The organism is Streptomyces sirii (assembly GCF_045690365.1).
GTDB lineage: Bacteria > Actinomycetota > Actinomycetes > Streptomycetales > Streptomycetaceae > Streptomyces > Streptomyces sirii.
Genome location: NZ_CP147982.1, coordinates 6,098,073 through 6,118,620 on the forward strand (window position 1 = coordinate 6,098,073; position 20,548 = coordinate 6,118,620).

General features: G+C 73.5%; 13 protein-coding genes. 7 read left to right on the forward strand and 6 right to left on the reverse strand.

The features are described 5' to 3' along the window. A complete protein-coding gene (locus WAB15_RS27630; protein ID WP_407287894.1) occupies window positions 1-876 on the reverse strand; it encodes a DUF4097 family beta strand repeat-containing protein in 876 nt (291 codons plus the stop codon). 181 nt (window positions 877-1,057) lie between these two features. Continuing rightward, window positions 1,058-1,237 (reverse strand): DUF6104 family protein, encoded by a 180-nt coding sequence (locus WAB15_RS27635; RefSeq protein WP_384434017.1) that lies wholly within the window; start codon window positions 1,235-1,237, stop codon window positions 1,058-1,060. Between the two features lie 153 nt (window positions 1,238-1,390). On the opposite strand from WAB15_RS27635, the gene WAB15_RS27640 reads away from it, so the two are divergent. The 7 genes from WAB15_RS27640 (at window position 1,391) to fxsT (ending at window position 13,659) form a co-directional block, all read left to right on the forward strand. After that, window positions 1,391-1,813, forward strand: coding sequence for a CU044_2847 family protein (locus WAB15_RS27640; RefSeq protein WP_407287895.1), 423 nt, complete (start codon window positions 1,391-1,393; stop codon window positions 1,811-1,813). Beyond that, window positions 1,813-3,978, forward strand: a complete 2,166-nt coding sequence (locus tag WAB15_RS27645; RefSeq protein ID WP_407287896.1) for a trypsin-like peptidase domain-containing protein — start codon at window positions 1,813-1,815, stop codon at window positions 3,976-3,978. The genes WAB15_RS27640 and WAB15_RS27645 overlap by 1 nt, the downstream gene beginning before the upstream one ends. Before the next feature lie 388 nt (window positions 3,979-4,366). Further along, on the forward strand, window positions 4,367-5,413 hold the full coding sequence (locus WAB15_RS27650; RefSeq protein WP_399149525.1) for an AAA family ATPase: 1,047 nt from the start codon (window positions 4,367-4,369) through the stop codon (window positions 5,411-5,413). 5 nt (window positions 5,414-5,418) lie between these two features. Beyond that, window positions 5,419-8,790 (forward strand): SAV_2336 N-terminal domain-related protein, encoded by a 3,372-nt coding sequence (locus tag WAB15_RS27655; protein WP_407287897.1) that lies wholly within the window; start codon window positions 5,419-5,421, stop codon window positions 8,788-8,790. A 109-nt stretch (window positions 8,791-8,899) separates the two neighbouring features. Continuing rightward, window positions 8,900-9,118, forward strand: coding sequence for a YxD-tail cyclophane-containing RiPP peptide (locus tag WAB15_RS27660; RefSeq protein ID WP_399149527.1), 219 nt, complete (start codon window positions 8,900-8,902; stop codon window positions 9,116-9,118). Between the two features lie 202 nt (window positions 9,119-9,320). Then, the gene (locus WAB15_RS27665; protein WP_407287898.1) at window positions 9,321-10,475 is read left to right on the forward strand and encodes an FxsB family cyclophane-forming radical SAM/SPASM peptide maturase; all 1,155 of its coding nucleotides are present in this window, start codon (window positions 9,321-9,323) and stop codon (window positions 10,473-10,475) included. Between the two features lie 133 nt (window positions 10,476-10,608). Beyond that, entirely contained in the window at window positions 10,609-13,659 is a 3,051-nt protein-coding gene (fxsT, locus tag WAB15_RS27670; protein ID WP_407287899.1) for an FxSxx-COOH system tetratricopeptide repeat protein, read from the forward strand. 144 nt (window positions 13,660-13,803) lie between these two features. On the opposite strand, the gene WAB15_RS27675 is transcribed toward fxsT, so the two are convergent. The 4 genes from WAB15_RS27675 to WAB15_RS27690 all read right to left on the reverse strand — a co-directional run bounded on the left by WAB15_RS27675 (window position 13,804) and on the right by WAB15_RS27690 (window position 20,537). After that, on the reverse strand, window positions 13,804-17,598 hold the full coding sequence (locus WAB15_RS27675) for a multifunctional oxoglutarate decarboxylase/oxoglutarate dehydrogenase thiamine pyrophosphate-binding subunit/dihydrolipoyllysine-residue succinyltransferase subunit (protein ID WP_407287900.1): 3,795 nt from the start codon (window positions 17,596-17,598) through the stop codon (window positions 13,804-13,806). Between the two features lie 250 nt (window positions 17,599-17,848). Next, the gene (locus WAB15_RS27680) at window positions 17,849-18,970 is read right to left on the reverse strand and encodes a sensor histidine kinase (protein ID WP_399149531.1); all 1,122 of its coding nucleotides are present in this window, start codon (window positions 18,968-18,970) and stop codon (window positions 17,849-17,851) included. Then, window positions 18,967-19,704 (reverse strand): response regulator transcription factor, encoded by a 738-nt coding sequence (locus WAB15_RS27685; RefSeq protein WP_399149532.1) that lies wholly within the window; start codon window positions 19,702-19,704, stop codon window positions 18,967-18,969. The genes WAB15_RS27680 and WAB15_RS27685 overlap by 4 nt, the downstream gene beginning before the upstream one ends. A gap of 74 nt (window positions 19,705-19,778) precedes the next feature. Next, window positions 19,779-20,537, reverse strand: a complete 759-nt coding sequence (locus tag WAB15_RS27690) for a spermidine synthase (protein ID WP_407287901.1) — start codon at window positions 20,535-20,537, stop codon at window positions 19,779-19,781. Window positions 20,538-20,548: the final 11 nt, after the last annotated feature.

The window sequence follows — 20,548 nt, forward strand, 5'->3', positions numbered from 1 at the left end:
TCAGCGTGCCTCCTTGCTTGCGGGCGGGTCGGTGGGGGAGTCCTCGAAGGCGGGGCGGCGCAGCAGGGCCAGTCCACCGGAGACGGTGGTGACCTTGAGCCTGCCGGTGCCCTCGCCCAGCGAGCCGGTGATCTTCTTCGCGCCCCACTGGCCGCTGACCCGCAGATCGTCGAAGGCGTTGGAGACCGTGCCCGAGGTGGTGTTCGCCTCCACCCTGGCGTCGGCCGGGTCGGGCAGCCGGATGGCGACCTCGCCGGAGACGGTCGTCAGGCGGATGTCGGCGCCCTTGACGGGGTCCAGATCGAGGACCATGTCGCCGCTGACGGAGTCGGCGTGCACCCCGCCGCCCGCGCCGTCGATGACCGTCAGATCGCCCGAGACGGAGTTGAACCGCAGATCGCCGGTGAGCGACTGCGCCTCGACCTTGCCCGAGACGGTGTCGGCCCGCACCTCGCCGGAGAGCCCGACGAGCGTGCTGCGGCCGGAGACGCCGCGCACGTCCGTACGCGCCGAGATGCCGGAGACCACCGCGTCGGCGCCGACCACGCCGACCTCGACGCGGGTGCCGGACGGCACCGTCACCGACACCACCGCGCGGCGGTTCCACCCCTTGCGCTCCAGGAACTTCAAGAAGCCCTTCCAGGGGAGGTCCTCGTACGCGATGGACAGGGTGCCGTTGTCGTAGGAGACGGTCAGCGGCGGGCCGTGCAGCTCGCTGACCTCCAGGCGGGCGGGGCTGCCGTCGGAGGTGCCGACCACGTTGACCGCGCCGCCGACCACGCGCACGCTGAGCGCGTCGACGGGCTCGGCGATCTCCAGCGTGCGTGGTTCGGCCACCTGCATCGGATTCTGCGACCACTCGGTCCGGGCTGACATTCCTGGCCTCCCCTGGATAGCCGTGCAACGCAACATATCGCGTCCTCACCAGACACGATATATCGCGGCATGGGGAAGTCAAGCAGTGCCGACCCTGACGTCACCCCGATATGACGCGTCGCGTCCCCTGGGTGTCGCCCCTAGGTGCGGCCCCGCGTGGCCCTCCCGTCGGCTACTCGCCCTACTCGTCCTCTTCGTCGTCCAGCCGTGCCAGCCAGGTGGCCAGCCGCTCCACCGGCACCTCGAAGTCCGGGTTCAGATCGACGAACGTGCGCAGCTGCTCGGCCACCCAGCCGAGGGTGACCTCCTCCTCGCCGCGCCGGTTCTCCAGCTCCTCGATGCCACGGTCAGTGAAATACACGCGCTCTCCACCAGGGGTCATGGGACATTCCCGGCCAGGATAGGCAGGCCCACGGACCTCTCGCGCCACAGGCGACCGAGGGCTAGCCTGATCACCTGTCAACGGTCCTGCGGCAATTGGGGAATTGCCGTCCAGGGGGAGCAGGAGGCCGTGATGCAAGATCGCGCACAGCGCATCGAACTGCCCGACGGCACGGAGGTCTGGGCCCGGGTCTCCCGGCTGGACGAACCAGGGCTCGACGGCCTGGACGACGCCGTGGACGAGGATTTCGAGGACGTCGGCGCCTGGGACGCGCTCGGCGCCCGGGTCGAGGGGCTGCGCGAGGTGATCGGCGGGGTCGCCGGCAGCGTCCGCCAGGCCGCCGAGCGGGTCGCGCCGGACGAGACCAGCGTGACCTTCGGTGTGGAGCTGTCGGCCAAGCCCGGCAAGGCCATCGCCCTGCTCGCGGACGGCGAGGCCAAGGCCAACCTCTCCGTCACCCTCACCTGGCGGCACGACGGCGGGGGGTCGTCACCGCGGCAGCGGCATCGAACGCAGGCGGCCGACCGCCGGGAGCCGGACGATTCGGGCCGCTGATGGCGCCCCCCGAGCCACCGGCCGGCGGCCGCGGTGACCGCGCCCGCTACGCCCCACTCCTCGACCACGCCGGACGCACCACCGTCGGGCTGCGCGCCGCGCCCGGTGCGAGCGCGGCCCGGCTGTGGGGCAGCGGGGTGCTGATCGCGCCGGGATGGGTGCTGACCTGCGCGCATGTGCTCGCGACCGACGACGGCCGGCGCCGCGAGACGGGACCGGACGGCGTCTTCGGCGTCGCGTTCGGCGGCCGGGTGGCGCCCGCGCGCCTGGTGTACGACATGAGTCGGCCCGACCCGGCGGCCGGACCCGCCGCGGCCCGCGCCGACCTCGCCCTGGTCCGGCTCCTGGAGGGCGAGGCCGAGCACCCCTGCGCCTGGTTGAGCGATCAGCCGGCGACGCTCCTGGAGGACGCGTACATCTTCCGCGGGCACGAGCAGTCGGGCCCGGGCCCGACCGGCGAACGCGTAGTACGCGAGTCGGGCGGCGGGTCCGGCGCCGACGGGGCGGCCGGCCCCCGGGGCGCCCCCGCCGCGGCCGGCTCCGTGGACCCCTTCATCGCCGTCCGCTTCGGGGCCCGCGACGCCCGCGGCCTGCAGTTCGGCAGTGACGTCCGAGTCACCCCCGGGGCCTCCGGCGGGCCGCTGCTCGACTGCGACCGCGGCGAGGTCGTCGGCATCGTCAAGGGCCGCCATCAGCACGACCACGTCGGGCTCGCGGTGCCGGTCACCGCCCTGCGCGGGCTGGGCGGTGAGCATCTGGCCCCGGGCGCCGAGGGTCTGGGCCCCGACCCCTACCACGCGCTGATGGGCCTGCACGACCGCTGGCACTGGGCCGGCCAGGACCTCGGCCGGGCCGGCGCGGGGCCCACCTGGTTCGACGCCCAGCACGCGATCATGGCGGGCCGCGGCCGGCTGTGGGGCGTGCAGGAGCGGCTGCAGGCGCTGGACCTGCTCGCCCGGCTGCCCGCACCGCGCGACCCGCTGGTCGTGGAGGCCGCGGTCGGCGAGGTACTGGAGCGCGGCGAACGGCCCGGCGCCTGGTCGCTGCGTACCTGGCGGGACGGCCACGGCGCGCTCTACCAGGGCAGCGACCCGTACACGGAGCTGCGCGCCTTCGTGCACTATCTGCGGATCGTGGCCCAGCTGACCGCCGACGAGGTGCGCGAGGCTCCGGGCGAGCAGGCCGCCGCGGTGCGCGAAGAGGCCGCCAGGCTCGCGGAGTTCGTCCAGGCCAAGGCGGTGGTGCTGCAGCCGCAGGACCGCCGGCGGATCGGGCCGGTGCGCCGCCGCCCGCGCTCCGTACTCGTCGAGTTCGAGCCGCTCTTCTACGACGAGGGCGGCCGCGAGCTGTACAACTGGTCGGTCAGCGAGGGCTACGGCCAGGGGCAGTGGCTGCGCGTGGACGTGCAGGAGTCGGCCGGCGGAGTGCCCTTCGAGCAGGCCCGGGAGCAGGTGCTGCGCCGGCTCGGCGGGCGGCTGCTGCGCGCCGACGGCGACGCCGGGCCGGGCGCCCGCGTACGCCTGGAGGTCGCCGTCCCCGAGGGGCGCTGGCACACCGCCGCCGGCCAGTGGGAGGTCGCCGCCTCCACCCGGCGCACCGCCCGACTGCGACCGGTCGGCCCCGGGCGTGCGGTCGTCCTGCGCGACCAGGGGCGGCGTGAGCAGGTCGACCCGGCCTGGCTGCGCCGTTGGCAGGGCATCACCGCCGCCCCCGAACTGCGGGCGCTGCGCATCCCACCGCACACGGGCGCCGGCGCGCGCCCCGGTGCCGGCTCCGCCGAGGCGGTCTGGCGGCTGCTGGAGACCGCGGACGACGGCGCGCTGCCCGCGCTGTGCCACACGGTCGCCGACGGGTTCGGGCGGGAAGCGGTCGGCGTCGCCCTGGACACCGGCTTCCCGGCCGGGCTGTGGCCGGCCCGCGGCCACGGACAGGAGCGGGAGTGCGATGCCTCCTGCGAGGAATTCCACCGCGGGGTAAGGGAGTTGCTCCAGGGCTCGGGCGGTGTGGCCCGCCTCCCCGAGCTCGTCCGGCAGCTGCGCGCGAAGGCCGCCGAGGCCGCCGAGGAGGGCGCGCACTGGGCCCGCGACCTGGTGCTCCTCTACGACGACCCGGAGGACCCGATACCGCAACTGTTCACCGACCGGCCCCAGACGTCGCCGCGATGAGCCGGTGCCGAGCCGCCCGGAGCCGCCCCGGGCCGCGCCGCGGCGCTCCGTGCGGCGTGTGCGCCGCGCACGCGCCCGGCGTCCGCCCCCGGCGCCCCCGCTCGCGTCGCCGCGCGTCGGCCGAGTCGGCGTCGGTGGCCGCAAGTCCCGCCCCGTACGTGGCACTTGGCGCCCCCCGACGCACCAGCGTGAGACCGGAAACCGCCCCGTGCGCTTCCGTACGGAGGGGTACTGTCATAGCGTCGTGGAAGACTTGTTCGTGAAGACGTGATGGCGTGAGTGTGCGTGGCGGACGCGGGGTAAGGCCGGGGCGGATGCCGACGTCTCCGGAGGTCCTCCCTGACCCTCGCTCCTGACCGATGCCGGGCCGGCGACGAGGAGTTCCGACGTGAGCGACTGGCTCATCTACCGTGGCGCGGGGGCACCGCACGACGGAATTGAGCACCTTCCGCCACCACCCCCCTGGCGTGATTTCGACGGCGGCCCTCCGGTGGCGCCGCCCGCGCCCCTCGACCCCGCTTCCGAGCGCAGGCTGGGCGTACAGCACCGGGAAGCCAGCCACCACCGCCCCGGCGAGACCGAGCGCGAGCTGGTCAACGCCGCGCTCTATCTGCGCAGGCCGCTGCTGGTGACCGGCGCGCCGGGCAGCGGCAAGAGCACCCTGGCCCATTCGGTCGCCTACGAACTCGGCCTCGGCCGGGTGCTCAGCTGGCCGGTGGTCAGCCGCAGCACGCTCCGCGACGGCCTGTACGACTACGACGCCATCGGCCGCCTGCAGGACCTCCAGATAGCCCGGCAGACCGCGGCCGAGCCGGAGGCGCTGTCGGCTGCCGTCGACGACGAACCCGGCGGTGGTATCGGCCGCTATATCCGCCTCGGCCCGCTGGGCACGGCCCTGCTGCCCGCCGACCGGCCCCGCGTCCTGCTCGTCGACGAACTCGACAAGAGCGATATCGATCTGCCCAACGACCTCCTGAACGTCCTGGAGGAAGGGGAGTTCAGGATCCCGGAGCTGGAGCGGCTGGCCGGATCCGCCCCCGAGGTGCAGGTGCTCAGCGACGACGGCGCGCGGGTGACGGTGCGCGACGGGCGGGTGCGCTGCCGCGCCTTCCCGTTCATCGTCCTCACCAGCAACGGCGAACGGGACTTCCCCGCACCCCTGCTGCGCCGCTGCATCCACCTCCACATCCCGGTCCCCGACAAGGAGCGGCTCGCCGCCATGGTGCGGGCCCACTTCGGCGAGGGCGCCGCCGAGCGCTATGAAGCAGTGATCGACCGCTTCCTGGACCGCGAGCCCGGCGACGTCCGCGCCGTCGACCAGCTCTTCAACGCCATCCACCTCACACAGCAGGCCGGCTGGACGGACCAGGACGAGGAGGAGACCCGACGGCGCCTGACGGCGGAGCTGATGCGGCCTCTCGATCGGACGAGGTGAGTGCGGTGCCCCTCGGGGAGCCCGGCCCAGGTCCCCTCGACGAGCTCGTCGCCCGGCTGACCGCGGCGGGGCTGCCGGCCGATGCCCGCCAGATGGCCGACGCGCTCTGGCTCGCCCAGTGGATCACCCCGGACGAGCCGTCGACCGAGGGCCGGACCGATGCCGGCGCCGGTCGCACCGATCACCCCGGCCGCATAGATCCGGCCACTTTCCGGGTGGGACCGGCCGGATCCGGGCACCACGCGGCGGACGGCGGCGTGCCCTCGTCGGCGGACGGTCTCCCGGCCCCGACCGGGGACGCGGGCCGCGAACGCGCCCGGCAGCGCGTCGCGGAGCTGCGGCCTCCCCTGGACACGGGGGAACCTCCCATGTCCCCGGGGCAGTGGGGGAGCCCGCCGGACCCGGACCGCCGGCGCCTCGGCGAGGTCGCCGTCCCGATCGCCTCCGCCTTCCCCGGGCTGCTGCCCCTCCAGCGCGCACTGCGGCCCGTCCAGCGCTACCGCCCGCCGGCCGCCCCCCTGCGCAGCAGGCTCGACGAGCCCGCCACCGCCGAGCTCTCCGCCCACGCCGAAATGATCATCCCGGTGCTGCGCGGGGTGCACCGCCGCACGGCCGCCCTGCGGCTGCTGATGGACGGCTCCTCCTCGATGGCCGTCTGGGAGCAGATGCTGCACGACCTGCGCCAGGTCTGCGAACGGGTCGGCGCCTTCCGGGACGTCACGGTGCACTACCTCCACCCGCACGGCCCGGACGTGGGCGTCGCCGCGGCCCCCGGACCCGGCCGGCGGCTGCGCCCCGCCGACGAGCTGCACGACCCCACGGGCCACCACCTCACCCTCGTCCTCAGCGACTGCGCCGGCCCCCTGTGGCGCGACGGCCGGATGCAGCGGCTGCTCTACCGCTGGGCGGCCGACGCCCCGCTCGCCGTCGTCCAGCCGCTGCCCCAGCGGATGTGGGCGCGGACGCTGCTGCCCGCCGTCGCCGGGACCCTCATCCGCCGCCAAGGCCCCTACCAGGCACTCGACTTCACCCCCGCCCGACGGCGCCGACGGCCCGCCGCCGCACCGGGCACACCGCCCGGGGCGCCCCGCGAACGCGCCGTCCCCGTGCTGTCCGCCACCCCCTCCGCCCTCGGCTCCTGGGCCCGGCTCGCCGCCGCCGACGCCGGTCTGTCGCTGCGCGGCGCGGCCTGTGTCGTCCGAGCCGACCACGGCGCCGAGCCCCCGGCCGGACCGCCGCCGGCACCCGGGCCTGGCGCGCCCTCCCGTATGGTCGGCGAGTTCGAACGGCAGGCCTCGCCGGCCGCCCGGCTGCTGGCCGTCCACCTCTCGGCCGTACCGCTGGCGCTGCCCGTCATCCAGCTCGTCCAGCGCGCGATGCTGCCGCAGACCGGACCGGCGGAGCTGGCGGAGGTGCTGCTCAGCGGCCTGGTGGCACAACTCGCCCCGGAGCAGCTGCCGTCGGGGGAGCAGGCCGTCGGCGGCCCGTGGTACGACTTCGTGCCGGGCGTGCGCGACGAGCTGCTCGGCCGGCTCAGCGCGGGCGAGGCCGCCCTGGTCCTCAAGCACTGCTCGCTCTACATCGAGCGCACCTTCGGCCGCAGCGCCCGCAACTTCCCGGCCGTCGCGGTCGCCATGCTCTCCGGCAGCGGCCGCGAGCCGGAGACCGGCCAGCGCGCCGTGCCCGAACCCTTCGCCCGGGTCTCCGAACGCGTACTGCGCCGCTTCGAACCCGCGCTGCGCCCGCCCGACCGGCGGACGTACGTCCCCGACGGCCCGGCCGCGGAGGGCGCGGCCCTCCTGGAGCGCTACGAACACGACCGCGCCGTCCGCGATCTGGTCGAGGCCGTCCGCCTGCTGCGCGCCGCCGCCGAACGTCGGCCGCAGGCCGGCACCGACCTCGCCCGCGCCCTGCTGCACGCCTGGGCGAAGTGGCGCCAGCCGGACGCCCTGGAGGAGGCCGAGCGGGTGGCCCGGGCGGCGGAAGGGGCGGGCGACGGCGACGACGCCGGGGAGGCCGAGCGCACCCGGGCGCTGATCGTGCTCGGCCGGGTCGCCCATGCCCGCGCCCGGGAACGCCGCCTGGCCGACGACCCGGGAGGGGAACGCACCGCGCTCACCGACGCCGCCCGCCGACTGCACACCGCCTGCGGGCTGATGAGCCTGCTCGACCCCCGCGTCCTGGAGAGCATGGTGCTGCGCACCGAAGTCCTGCGCCGGCTGGCCGCGCTGCCCGAGGTCCCCGCCACCCCGGTGGACGAGGCGGAGCCGGTGTCCGACGACCCCCTCGACGAGGCGGAACGCTCCCTGACCACGCTGCTGGACCAGTGGCCCAGCGGCGAGCAGGTCCCCGGCGAGGTCTACGCCGCCCGCGGCGGGGTGCTGCTCGACCAGGCCCGCCGGGCCGCCGACGTGCCCGACGGGGCCCGCCCCGCCGACGCGCTCGCCGTCCGCGCCGCCGACGACCTCGACACCGCCACCGTCCTGCTCCGCCGCCGCGGCGACGGGGCCGACCGGCTGGTCTGCGAGACCCTGCTCGACCTGGCGGCGGCCCGCCAGATGAACGGCCGCGCGGGCCTGCCGTCCGTGCTGCCCACCCTCGAACGCGCCCGGGAGATGGCCCACGCGCTGGGCGACGAGGCCCTGGAGGCCGACAGCCTGCGCCGGACGGCCGCCGCCCAGCGCGCCGTCCACACCCGTACCGGCGCGCCGGCCGCCCTGGACTCCGCGATCGCCGCGCTGGCGGCCGCGCTCCGTCTGACCGCCCCCGATTCGCCCGAGCACAGCGCGCTGCTCGCCGAACGCGGCGCGGCGCTGCTGCTGCGCGCCCGGCTGGAGCCCTCCGACGAGCCGGGCAAGCGGCTGGCCAACGAGGCGGTCCACGTGCTGCGCGAGGCGCTGGCCAGGGTCGCGCCGCAGGACCCCGACCTCGGCAGTCACCGGCTGCTGTTCGGCCGCGCCCTGCGGCTGCGCTACGAACGCCAGCCCTCGCTCGCCGATCTGCACGAGGCCGACTGGATCCTGGAGCTGGCCGCCCGGGGCGCGGACGTGCCGGACGCGGTCTGCGCCGAGGCCTGGCTCGAAGTGGGCGATGTCCAGCTGCTGTTGGACCGCCGCTTCGACTCCCGCGAACGGCACGACCGGGCCGCCGCTTGCTACCGCCGCGCCGCCGCGGCCGCCGGCCGGGCCGGCAGCGCCCTGCTGGCCGCCCGCGCCCACCACCGCCGCGGCGAGGTCCTGGAGGTCACCGCGGGCCCCCGCTCCGCGCTGCACGCCTACCGCGAGAGCTGGGAGCAGTGGCAGCGCGCCGCCGAGTCCACCGGCCCCGAGGCCCAGCGCACCCGCGCCCGGATGCGTGCCCTCGCAGACCCGGCCTGAGCGCCCGGTGGCGCCACCCCGGCCGGCCGTCTGGCCGTCCACCGTCCGACGTGTTTCTGTGGACAGCAGTTCGGGAACACCACCGTCCAGCCGGCCTGAGGAGAGCAGCGTGGCGACTACCCCCCGCACCGAACCGGCTGCGGCCGCCCCGTTCGAGCCGTCGGCCGAGCCGCTGCCGGATTTCTCCGGGGTCGATGTGGGCGCCCTGGCGACCCGGACGGACCATGCGGTGCTGGGGGACGTGGCGGCGCTGCTGCTGCGCAACTGGCCGACGGGGGAGGACGCCGTGGCCTACTACGAGGACGGACCGGGCGCGCTCCTGCGGTGACGGGCAGCGGGCATCCCCGCGCCGTTCCGACGTGGGGCAGATGGTTTTTGGGCAAACGCGCAAGGAAACCGGCCAGTTGTCGGCGCATTTCGATTCTTTGATCGATGGCGGAGCCAAGTAACCAGACAACGGGCGGAAGCGGACGATCAGAAGCCGCCGACCGCACCTCGACGAAGGCCGACGGGGGCAGGGAGGCGACGCCGTGGCGGGGGAGCAGACCGGCCGTAGCGCTGCCGTGCCCTTCCGGCAGTTCGTCCTGAAGGTCCACAGCCGCTGCAACCTCGCCTGCACCTACTGCTACCTCTACGCCGGCCCCGACCACAGCTGGCGCGAGCGCCCCCCGACCGTCGCCGACGCCACCGTCCGGCAGACCGCCCTGCGCATCGCCGAGCACGCCCGCACCCACCGGCTGCGCGAGGTGCGCATCGATCTGCACGGCGGGGAGCCGCTGCTCACCGGCCCCGGCCCGCTCCTGGCCCAGGCCGCCGCGCTGCGTGCCGTGCTGCCCGCCGGCTGCACCGCCGAGTTCGGCGTGCAGACCAACGGCACCCTGCTCACCCCGAACACCGTCGACACGCTCGGCGCCGCGGGCTTCCGGCTCGGCCTCAGCCTCGACGGCGGCACCCCCGGCCTCAACCGCCGCCGCCTCGACCACGCCGGACGGCCCTCCTGGCCCGCGGTCTCCCGGGCCGTGCGGCTGCTCCACGACCGGCCCGACGTCTTCGCCGGCATCCTGTGCACCATCGACATCACCGCCGACCCCGCCGAGGTCTACGGCTCGCTGCGGGCACTGGACCCGCCGATGCTCGACTTCCTGCTGCCACACGCCAACTGGTCCAGCCCGCCGCCCGCCCCCCTGGGCCCCGCCGGCCGCACCCCGTACGGCGACTGGCTGTGCGCGGTCTTCGACCTGTGGTGGGACGGCGGGCCCGGACCCCGGGTGCGGGTGTTCACCGAGATCCTGGGCCTGCTGCTGGGCCGCCCCAGCTCCAGCGAGGCGGTCGGCCTCTCACCGGTCGTCGCCCTGGTCGTCGACACCGACGGCGCCATCGAGCAGGTCGACTCGCTCAAGTCCACCTACGAGGGCGCCGCCGCGACCGGCCTCGACGTCTTCCACCACACCTTCGACCAGGCCCTGGCGCACCCCGGCATGGCCGCCCGCCAGCGGGGCCGGGACGGGCTCGCCGCCCCGTGCCGGGCCTGCGCCCTGGTGGAGGTCTGCGGCGGCGGCAACTACGCCCACCGCTATCGCGCGGACACCGGCGGATTCGCCAACCCGTCCGTCTACTGCGCCGACCTGGAACGCCTGATACGCCATATCGCCGCCCGCCTGGACGCCGCCGTTTCACGCAACTGACGTGCCACGGACATGACCTGACGCACTGTCGTCATCTGGAGCGATACTTGGGCTATCGTGCGAAAGAGCCAGGGCGTGCCCGATGAATCAGCCTCCGCACGCGCGCACCATCGCATCTCAGGGAGACGGTCGCATGGTCGATCAGTCCATTTCTTCTGGTTCTTCTGGTTCTTCTGGTTCTGCCGGCCGGTCCGGCCTCGCCGGCTCCCGCGAGCACGTCACCATCAGCTATGCGGGCTTCGCCCGGCCGTGGGCCGCGTGGATCTCCCACCAACTGGAGCAGCAGGGCCACGGCACGACCCTGCTCCGCTGGGACCCCCAGGTGGACACGGCGCTGGCCGCCGAGCTGTCGGGCCTGCTGGAGGCCGAGGGCCGGCTGCTGATCGTGCTCGACGACTGGTACTTCCGGCTGGGCCCCAAGACGCAGGAGGAGTGGACGGCCGCACTGCGGGAGGTGGTGCCCCCGCACGCCGACCGGTTCGCCGCGGTGAGCGTGGCCACGCAGAGCCTGCCGGCCACGGCTTCCCTGCTGCGCCCCGCCGACCTGCGCGACCTGGACGCCCGCGAGGCCAACCGCCGGGTACTGCACCGGCTGGGCATCGCCGCCCCGGCCCGGACCCTGGACGAGGAAGCCCCCGGCGAGCCCCGCTTCCCGAACAACCCGCCCGAGGTCTGGAACATCCCCCGCCGCAACAACCGCTTCACCGGCCGCGACCACGTCTTCGAAGAGCTGCACGGCAAGCTCGCCGGCCCCGGAGTCGGCTCGGCCCCGCCGCTGGAGACCCGGATCGCGCTCTACGGCACCTCCGGCGTCGGCAAGAGCCAGATCGCCGCCGAGTACGCCCACCGCTTCGGCAACGACTACGACGTGGTGTGGTGGATCAGCGCCACCAACCGCGGCGCCGCCCGCGAACAGCTCGCCGAACTCGCCACCCGGCTCGGCCTGCCCGTCGGCCGGGAGCTGGGCGACCGCATCCGCGCCGTCCACGAAGCGCTGCGCGTCGGCCGCCCCTACCGCCGCTGGCTGCTGATCTTCGACAGCGCCGACGACATGGAGCAGATCGAGGACCTGATCCCCGACGGCCGCGGCCACGTCCTGATCACCACCCTCACCCGCGACTGGTCGGGGTCCGGCAGCGCCCAGGAGATCGAGGTGCTGCCCTTCACCCGCGTCGAGTCCGTCGCCTACGCCCGGCGCCGCGCACCCCGGCTCACGCCGGTCGAGGCCGACATGCTCTCCGAGGCCGTCCAGGACCTGCCGCTGCTGCTGGCCCAGACCGCCGCCTGGCTCGACGCCAACCCGATGTCCCCCAAGGAGTACATCGAACTGATCCGGCGCGGCGAGCCCAGCCTCGTCGGCATCCGGATCTCCTCCGACTACCCCATGGCCTTCCAGACGAGTTGGGCCATAACTCTCAACACCCTGCGCGAGCGCAGCCCCGCGGCCGTCGAACTCCTCAAGCTGTTCGCCTTCTTCGCCCCGGACGCCATCCCCGTCCCGATGCTCGCCAAGGCACGCCGCGGCGACCTGCCCGAGCACCTCGCCGATCTGGCCGCCGAGCCGATCAGCTGGAACACCGCGCTGCGCCGGCTGACCGAGTCCACCGCCGTACGCCTGGACTACCAGGTCTCCCAGGACTCCGACCCGGCCGTGGAGACCGCGCAGATGCACCGGCTCTACCACCGGTTCCTGCGCAGCGACATGACCGAGGACGAGCGCGACCTGATGGCGGCGACGGCCTGCCGGGTGCTGGTCACCGCCGATCCGCAGAACCCCTCCGACACCCGCTACTGGGAGCGCTACGCCGAACTCATCCCACATCTGGAGCCGGCCGGCGTCCTCGACAGCCCCGACGCGGCCGTCCAGCAGCTGCTGCTCAACTGCATCGAGTACCTGAGGGTCCGCGGCGAGTACCGCATCGGCCTGCGGCTGTGCGAGCAGTTCATGTCCCGCTGGCGCACCCGCCTCGAACCCACCCAGCGCACCATGCTCGTGCTCACCCACCAGCACGCCAACATGCTGCGCCGGCTCGGCCGCTACCGCGAGGCCGAGGCGGTCGGCGGCGCCGTCGTCGACCAGCTCGCCGCCGAGCGGGACGCCTCCGACGCCGACCTGCTGCGCGCCCAGGACGGCCTCGCCGGCACGCTGATCGCGCTGGGCTCGTACGAGCAGGCCCACGAGCTCTTCGACGCCGTCTGGCGGGCCTACACCGCCCTGCTCGGCCCCGAGGCGCCCCGCACGCTCTCCTCGCGGCACAACCTCGGAAACGTCCTCGCGCTGCTCGGCCGCTACGAGGAGGCGCTGGTCACCCACCGCGAGGTGCTCGCCTTCCGGGAACGCGAGCTGCGCGCACGGCACCACCTCACCCTCAACGCCGGCACCGCACACGCCCGCACGCTGCGCCTGCTGGGCCGCTACCGCGACGCCACCTCCAGCCAGGAGCTCAACGCCAGGCTGCATCTGCAGGTGATGGGCGCACACACCCCGCAGACGCTGCGCGCCGAGCACAATCTCGCGCTGTGCCTGCGGCGCACCGGCGAGGTCGCCCGGGCCGGCGCCCTGCTGGCCGACCTCGTCGAACGCTCCCGCCGGGTGCAGGGCCCGCGCCACCCCGAGACGCTGATGGTCCGCGCCGACCACGCCACCTTCCTGCGCGAGCACGGCGACCTCGGCCAGGCCCGGGACCTGGCCGAGGAGGTCGCCGAGCGCTATCAGACCCTGGCCGGCGAGCGGCACCCGTACACCGTCGGCACCTTCGGGAACGTCGGGCTGGTCCGCGGGGAGTTCGGGGAGACGGCGGAGGCGCTGGACATCGCCGAACGGGCGCTGCACGGCATGACCCGGGCGATGGGCCCCGACCACCCCTGGACGCTGGGCTGCGCGCTGAACGCGGGCGCCGCCCGCAGCCGGGTCGACGACGAGGACGGTGCGGTGGAGTTGGGCCGCGACACCCTGGAGCGGGCCAAGGCGACGCTGGGCGACGCCCACCCGATGACCCTCTCCGCGAAGACGGCGCTGGCCGAGGACCTGCGCGCGCTGCGCCGCCGCGGCCAGGAGGCGGCGAAGCTGGAGCAGGAGGCGATCCAGCAGCTCTCCGAGACGCTGGGCGCCGAGCACCCGCACACCCTTTCGGCCCGGCGCCGGCGCCGCCCGTACTGGGACTTCGAACCGCAGCCCGTCTAGCGGGCGCGGGGCCGGCTCCACCGGGCCCCGGCCCCACCCGCTGCCCCGCATATGGTGAAGGGCCCGTCCCCCTCAAGGGGAACGGGCCCTTCACCATGGGCTGCGGCGACCGGTCGCTAGCGGTCCACCGGGCGGCCCCGACGCTTACGCGTCGAACGCCTCAGCGACCAGCTGTGCCTGCTCCGCCTGGTGGCGCTTGGCGGAGCCGACGGCCGGGGACGAGGAGTGCGGCCGCGAGATGCGGCGCAGGCGCTCGCCGTGCGGGACGTCGGCGCCGACGGCCAGATCGAGGTGGTCGATCAGGTTGAGGCCGAGGAACGGCCAGGCACCCTGGTTCGCCGGCTCCTCCTGCGTCCACAGGTACTTCTCGGCGTTCGGGAACTTGGCGATCTCCGCCTGGAGCTCCTTGCCGGGAAGCGGGTAGAGGCGCTCGATGCGGACGATCGCGGTGTCGTTCGCACCGCGCTTGGCGCGCTCGGCCTCCAGGTCGTAGTAGACCTTGCCGGAGCAGAAGATCACCTTGCGGATGGCGCTCGCGTCCACCGCGCCGGAGGCGACCTGGGTGTCGCCGATGACGGGGCGGAAGCCGCCCGTGGTGAACTCCTCCGTCTTCGACGCCGCGGCCTTCAGACGCAGCATCGACTTCGGGGTGAAGACGACCAGCGGCTTGTGGTGCGGGTTGTGCACCTGCCAGCGCAGCAGGTGGAAGTAGTTGGAGGGGAGCGTCGGCATGGCGACGGTCATGTTGTTCTGCGCGCACAGCTGCAGGAAGCGCTCGATCCGGGCCGAGGAGTGGTCCGGGCCCTGGCCCTCGTAGCCGTGCGGGAGGAGCAGGGTGACGCCGGAGGTCTGGCCCCACTTCTGCTCCGCCGAGGAGATGAACTCGTCGACGACCGTCTGGGCGCCGTTGACGAAGTCACCGAACTGGGCCTCCCACATGACCAGCGCCTCCGGGCGGGCCAGCGAGTAGCCGTACTCGAAGCCCATCGCCGCGTACTCGCTCAGCAGCGAGTCGTAGACGTTGAAGCGGGCCTGGTCCTCGGAGAGGTAGAGCAGCGGGGTGTAGTCCTCGCCCGTCTCGCGGTCGATGAGGACCGCGTGGCGCTGGCCGAACGTGCCGCGGCGGGAGTCCTGGCCGGCGAGCCGGACCGGGGTGCCCTCCATCAGCAGCGAGCCGACGGCGAGGGTCTCGCCCATGCCCCAGTCGATGGTGTTGTCCTCGACCTGGGCCGCGCGGCGCTGCAGCTGGGGCAGCAGACGCGGGTGGACCGTGATGTGGTCGGGGATGTTGACCTGGGACTCGGCGATCCGCTTGACGACCTCCTGGGAGATCGCGGTGTCCACGAAGACCGGGAACTCGGCCTTGGGCTGCGGCACCTCGGGGACGGCCGGGGCCGTCGTGGCGTCGCGGACCTCCGTGAAGACCTTCTCCAGCTGGCCCTGGAAGTCCTGGAGCGCCTGCTCGGCCTCTTCCAGCGTGATGTCGCCGCGACCGATGAGGGACTCGGTGTAGAGCTTGCGCACCGAGCGCTTCTTGTCGATCAGGTCGTACATCAGCGGCTGGGTGAAGGCCGGGTTGTCCGACTCGTTGTGACCGCGGCGGCGGTAGCAGATCAGGTCGATGACCACGTCCTTGTTGAACGCCTGGCGGAACTCGAAGGCCAGCCGGGCGACACGGACGACGGCCTCGGGGTCGTCGCCGTTGACGTGGAAGATCGGCGCCTCGATCATGCGGGCCACGTCGGTGGCGTACATGGACGAACGCGACGACTCCGGGGCGGCGGTGAAGCCGACCTGGTTGTTGATCACGACGTGCACCGTGCCGCCGGTGCGGTAGCCGCGCAGCTGGGACATGTTCAGCGTCTCGGCGACCACGCCCTGGCCGGCGAACGCGGCGTCGCCGTGCAGCTGGATCGGCAGGACGGTGAAGTCCGTGCCGCCCTTGTTGATGATGTCCTGCTTGGCGCGGGAGACACCCTCGACGACCGGGTCCACGGCCTCCAGGTGGGAGGGGTTGGCGGTGAGCGAGACCTTGATCTGCTCGCCGTCCAGGCCGGTGAAGGTGCCCTCGGCGCCCAGGTGGTACTTCACGTCGCCGGAGCCGTGCATCGACTTCGGGTCGAGGTTGCCCTCGAACTCGCGGAAGATCTGCGCGTAGGACTTGCCGACGATGTTGGCGAGGACGTTGAGGCGGCCGCGGTGGGCCATGCCGATGACGACCTCGTCCAGGCGCGACTCGGCCGCGGAGTCGATGACCGCGTCCAGCAGCGGGATGACGGACTCGCCGCCCTCCAGCGAGAAGCGCTTCTGACCGACGTACTTGGTCTGCAGGAACGTCTCGAACGCCTCGGCGGAGTTCAGCCGGCGCAGGATGCGCAGCTGCTCGTCGCGCTCCGGCGACTTGTGCGAGCGCTCGACGCGGTCCTGGATCCACTGGCGCTGCTTGGGGTCCTGGATGTGCATGAACTCGATGCCGGTGGTGCGGCAGTACGAGTCGCGCAGCACGCCCAGGATGTCGCGCAGCTTCATCATGGACCGGCCGGAGAAGCCGCCGACCGCGAACTCGCGCTCCAGGTCCCACAGGGTGAGCCCGTGCTCGGTGATGTCGAGGTCGGGGTGCTTGCGCTGGTGGTACTCCAGCGGGTCGGTGTCGGCCATGACGTGGCCGCGGACCCGGTAGGAGTGGATCAGCTCGAAGACCCGGGCGGCCTTGGTGACGTCGTCGTCGTGCGAGGCGTCGATGTCCCGCAGCCAGCGGACCGGCTCGTAGGGGATCCGCAGCGACTTGAAGATGTCGTCGAAGAACTCGTTCTCGCCGAGCAGCAGCTGGCTCATGACGCGCAGGAACTCGCCGGAGGCGGCGCCCTGGATCACCCGGTGGTCGTAGGTGCTGGTCAGCGTCATGACCTTGGAGACGCCCAGCTTGTTCAGGGCGTCCTGGGAGGTGCCCTGGAACTCCGCGGGGTAGTCCATCGCGCCGACGCCCATGATCATGGACTGGCCGGGCATCAGACGGGGCACCGAGTGGACGGTGCCGATGCCGCCGGGGTTCGTCAGCGACGCGGTGACTCCGGTGAAGTCGTCCATCGTCAGCTTGTTGTCGCGGGCCCGGCGGACGATGTCCTCGTAGGCCTGCCAGAACTCGAAGAACGAGAGCGTCTCGGCCTTCTTGATGGCGGCGACGACGAGCTGGCGCTCACCGCTCGGCTTCACCAGGTCGATGGCCAGACCGAGGTTGATGTGCGGCGGCTTGACCAGCGTCGGCTTGCCGTCCTTCTCCGCGAAGGAGTTGTTCATCGACGGCATGGCCTTGAGGGCCTGCACCATCGCGTACCCGATCAGGTGGGTGAAGGAGACCTTCCCGCCCCGGGCGCGCTTGAGGTGGTTGTTGATGACGATGCGGTTGTCGAACAGCAGCTTCACCGGGACGGCGCGGACGGACGTGGCCGTCGGCAGCTCCAGGGAGGCGTTCATGTTCTTCGCGACGGCGGCCGACGGGCCGCGCAGCTGGACGTACTCGGGCCCGGCCGGGGCCTCGCCGTCGGCGGCCTGCTTGGCGGCCGGCTTCGCGACGGCCTTGGCGGGCGCCGCCTTGGCCGGGGCCGGCTTGACGGGGGCCGGAGCGCTCGCGGCCGGCTTCGCCGGGGTGGCCGGCTGGGCCGCGGCAGGGGCCGGCGGCGTGACCGGGGCAGACGGCGCCGGGGCGGCCTGCGCGGGGGCTGCGCCCTCCGCGGGCTTGCTCGGCGCGGTGGCGCCGCCCGGCTTGTAGTCGGCGAAGAAGTCCCACCAGGCTCGGTCTACCGAGTTCGGGTCCTGGAGGTACTGCTGGTAGATCTCGTCGACGAGCCACTCATTGGGACCGAACGCGGCGGCAGGGCTCTTGCCCTGCCCCTCTTGGTCGGTCGAGATGCTCGAGCTGTTGGGGGACTGTAGCGACACGGCGGCAACCGCCCTCTTCCGCTTCCTAAGGTGGTGGACAGCGGGAATAAAGGCTACGCCTCTTGTGACCATTGGTGCAGTCCGGGAGGGCCACTCGTCGCGCACGTCACATTCCCGAAGGGGTTTCGGGGCATGACTTGGCGGGAAACACACGGGGTTTGCCCGTGTGCGGGTAGGACTCACCGCCGTCGCACCCATGGGATGAGTGCTCCTACCACCGACCCTACGTCACCGAACGTCAACGTGGACGTCAGCTACGCGTCGACTCCAGCCCCGGAAGAGTGACCCGGATCCGGCAACCCCGAGCGGATTCGGCCACGCCGATCCGTCCGCCGTGCAGATCCACCGCCCAGCGGGCGATCGCCAGGCCCAGGCCCGTGCCGCCGTCGCTGCCGGGACCCGAGGGGGCCGGGCCGCCGCGGTTGAACCGCTCGAAGACCCGGTAGCGCTCCGACTCGGGGATGCCGGGCCCCTCGTCCTGCACCTCCAGCTCCAGGCTCTCCGGGCCCTCGCCGCGCCGGGCGTGCACCGTGACCCGGCCGTGGCGCGGGCTGTGCTTGATCGCGTTGTCGATGAGATTCGCCACGACCTGGTGGAGCCGCTCGGCGTCGGCGTGCGCGGTCAGCTCCGGCGGCGAGACGTCGAGGTGGAGGTGGACGTCCGTACGGGTGTGGGTGCCGGAGCCGGCCAGTCCGGACAGCGTGGAGGCGCCGCGGCTCATATTGGCCTCCTTGAGCACCCCGGACAGATACGGCCAGACCTCGAAGCGCCGGGCGTGCAGCGGCACCACGCCGTTGTCCAGCCGGGACAGGTCCAGGAGGTGCTCGACCAGGCGGCCCAGCCGCTCGGTCTGCCGCAGCGCCGTGCGCATCGTCTCCGGATCGGGCTCGCTGACCCCGTCGACGACGTTCTCCAGGACGGCGCGCAGCGCGGCGATGGGGGTGCGCAGCTCGTGCGAGACGTTGGCGACCAGCTCCTTGCGGTGGGTGTCCACCGCCTCCAGGTCGGCGGCCATCCGGTTGAAGGCGTTCGCCAGGTCGCCGAACTCGTCGCGGCGGGCCGAGCGCACCCGGCGGCTGTAGTCACCGTGCGCCATCGAGCGGGTGACGTCCGTCATCTCCCCCAGCGGGGCGGTCAGGCTGTTCGCCACGAACTGGGTGAGCAGCAGCGAGGCGATGATCGAGAAGATCGTGATCACCCGCAGCTCGGTGGCCGAGTGCATCGCGACGAACACCAGCAGGGTGGTAATGATCACCGAAACGCTGACCAGCGCACCGAGCGCCGCCTTGACGGAGCGGTACGGGTCCAGCGGGCGCAGCGCGTCCCAGACCTGCTGCCACAGCTCGCGCAGGCGCTGCTGCCACCGCTTCATGCGGCCGGAGTCTCCAGGGCGTAGCCGACCCCGTGGACCGTGCGGATGCGCTCGGCGCCGATCTTGCGGCGCAGCGCCTTGATGTGGCTGTCGACCGTACGGGTCCCGGAGGCGTCCGCCCAGTCCCACACCTCGGCCAGCAGCTGCTCACGGGAGAGCACCGCGCGCGGCGTGTTCGCCAGGCAGACCAGCAGATCGAACTCGGTGGGCGTCAGATGGACGTCCGCACCGCGCACCCGCACCCGGCGCTGGGCGTGGTCGATCTCCAGCTCGCCCAGCCGCAGGATGCCGCTGCGGGGGGTGTGGGCGGCCAGCGCGGCGCGCTCGACCCGGCGCAGCAGGACGTGCACCCGGGCGGCCAGCTCGCGCATCGAGAACGGCTTGGTCATGTAGTCGTCGGCGCCGACGCCGAGGCCGACCAGCATGTCGGTCTCGTCGTCCCGGGCCGTGAGCATCATCACCGGCACCGGGCGCTGCGCCTGGACGCGGCGGCACACCTCCAGGCCGTCGAAGCCCGGCAGCATCACATCGAGGACCAGCAGATCGGGCTGCCAGGCCTCGGCGGTGTCCACGGCGGCCGGGCCGTCCGTGGCCGTCTGCACCTGGAAGCCCTCGGCGCGCAGCCGGGCCGCGATGGCGTCGACGATCGTCGGGTCGTCCTCCACGACCAGTACCCGGCGCTGGGCGCCCGGCGTGGCGGCGGCGCCGCCCTGCGTTGTCTGAGTCTGGTCCATCGCCCGCCCCTGCATGTCCCTGCGTGGTCGCGTACTAGCTGGGCAGCAGCGTACGGGCATGGTGTGACTGTCGGCTACGCGCCCTTGCGCGCGAGGTGGACCACGTCGGGGACGCCTCGGACAACGGGGATCTCTTCCGTACGTACCTCGCTGAATCCGGCATTTCGCAGGGCCTCTTCGAAGGCCGGCGAGGGCTGCGCGGACCATACGGCGAGCACTCCGCCGGGCGAGAGGCGGTCGCGGCAGGCGGCGAGTCCGGTGGGGGAGTAGAGGCTGCCGTTGTCCTCGGTGACGGTCCAGTCGGGGCCGTTGTCGATGTCCAGGCACAGTGCGTCATAGGTGGTCCGGGGGCCGGTCTCGCCGCGCAGATGGGCGACGAGGTCGGTGTGCAGGACCGCGCAGCGCGGATCGGCCAGCGCGGCCGCCGAGACGGCCGACAGCGGGCCGCCGCGGTGCCAGTCGATGACCGCCTCCTCGCGCTCGACGACGGTGATCCGGCCCCACCTCGGCTGCTCGGCCGCCCTGGCCAGGGAGAAGCCGACGCCCAGGCCGCCGATCAGTACCGAGGGCCGCTCGCGGTCGGCGGGGAGTGCGTCCAGCGCGGCGTCGATCAGCAGCCGCTCGGACCGGCCGTCGGAGGTGTCCATCAGGAAGCAGCCGTTGGCGATGATCTCGTAGACCACCGGGGCCGCCGGTCCTTCCGGCCCTTCCGGTCCGGCGGGGGATCCGGCCCGCAATCGCAGCACCACCTCGCCGTACGGGCCCTCGCGGCGGTCGATCGTGCGGGGGGCTGCTGCGGGGCCGGGCGTCTGCGACGGAGTAACGGAAGCCATGGCGCCCATGG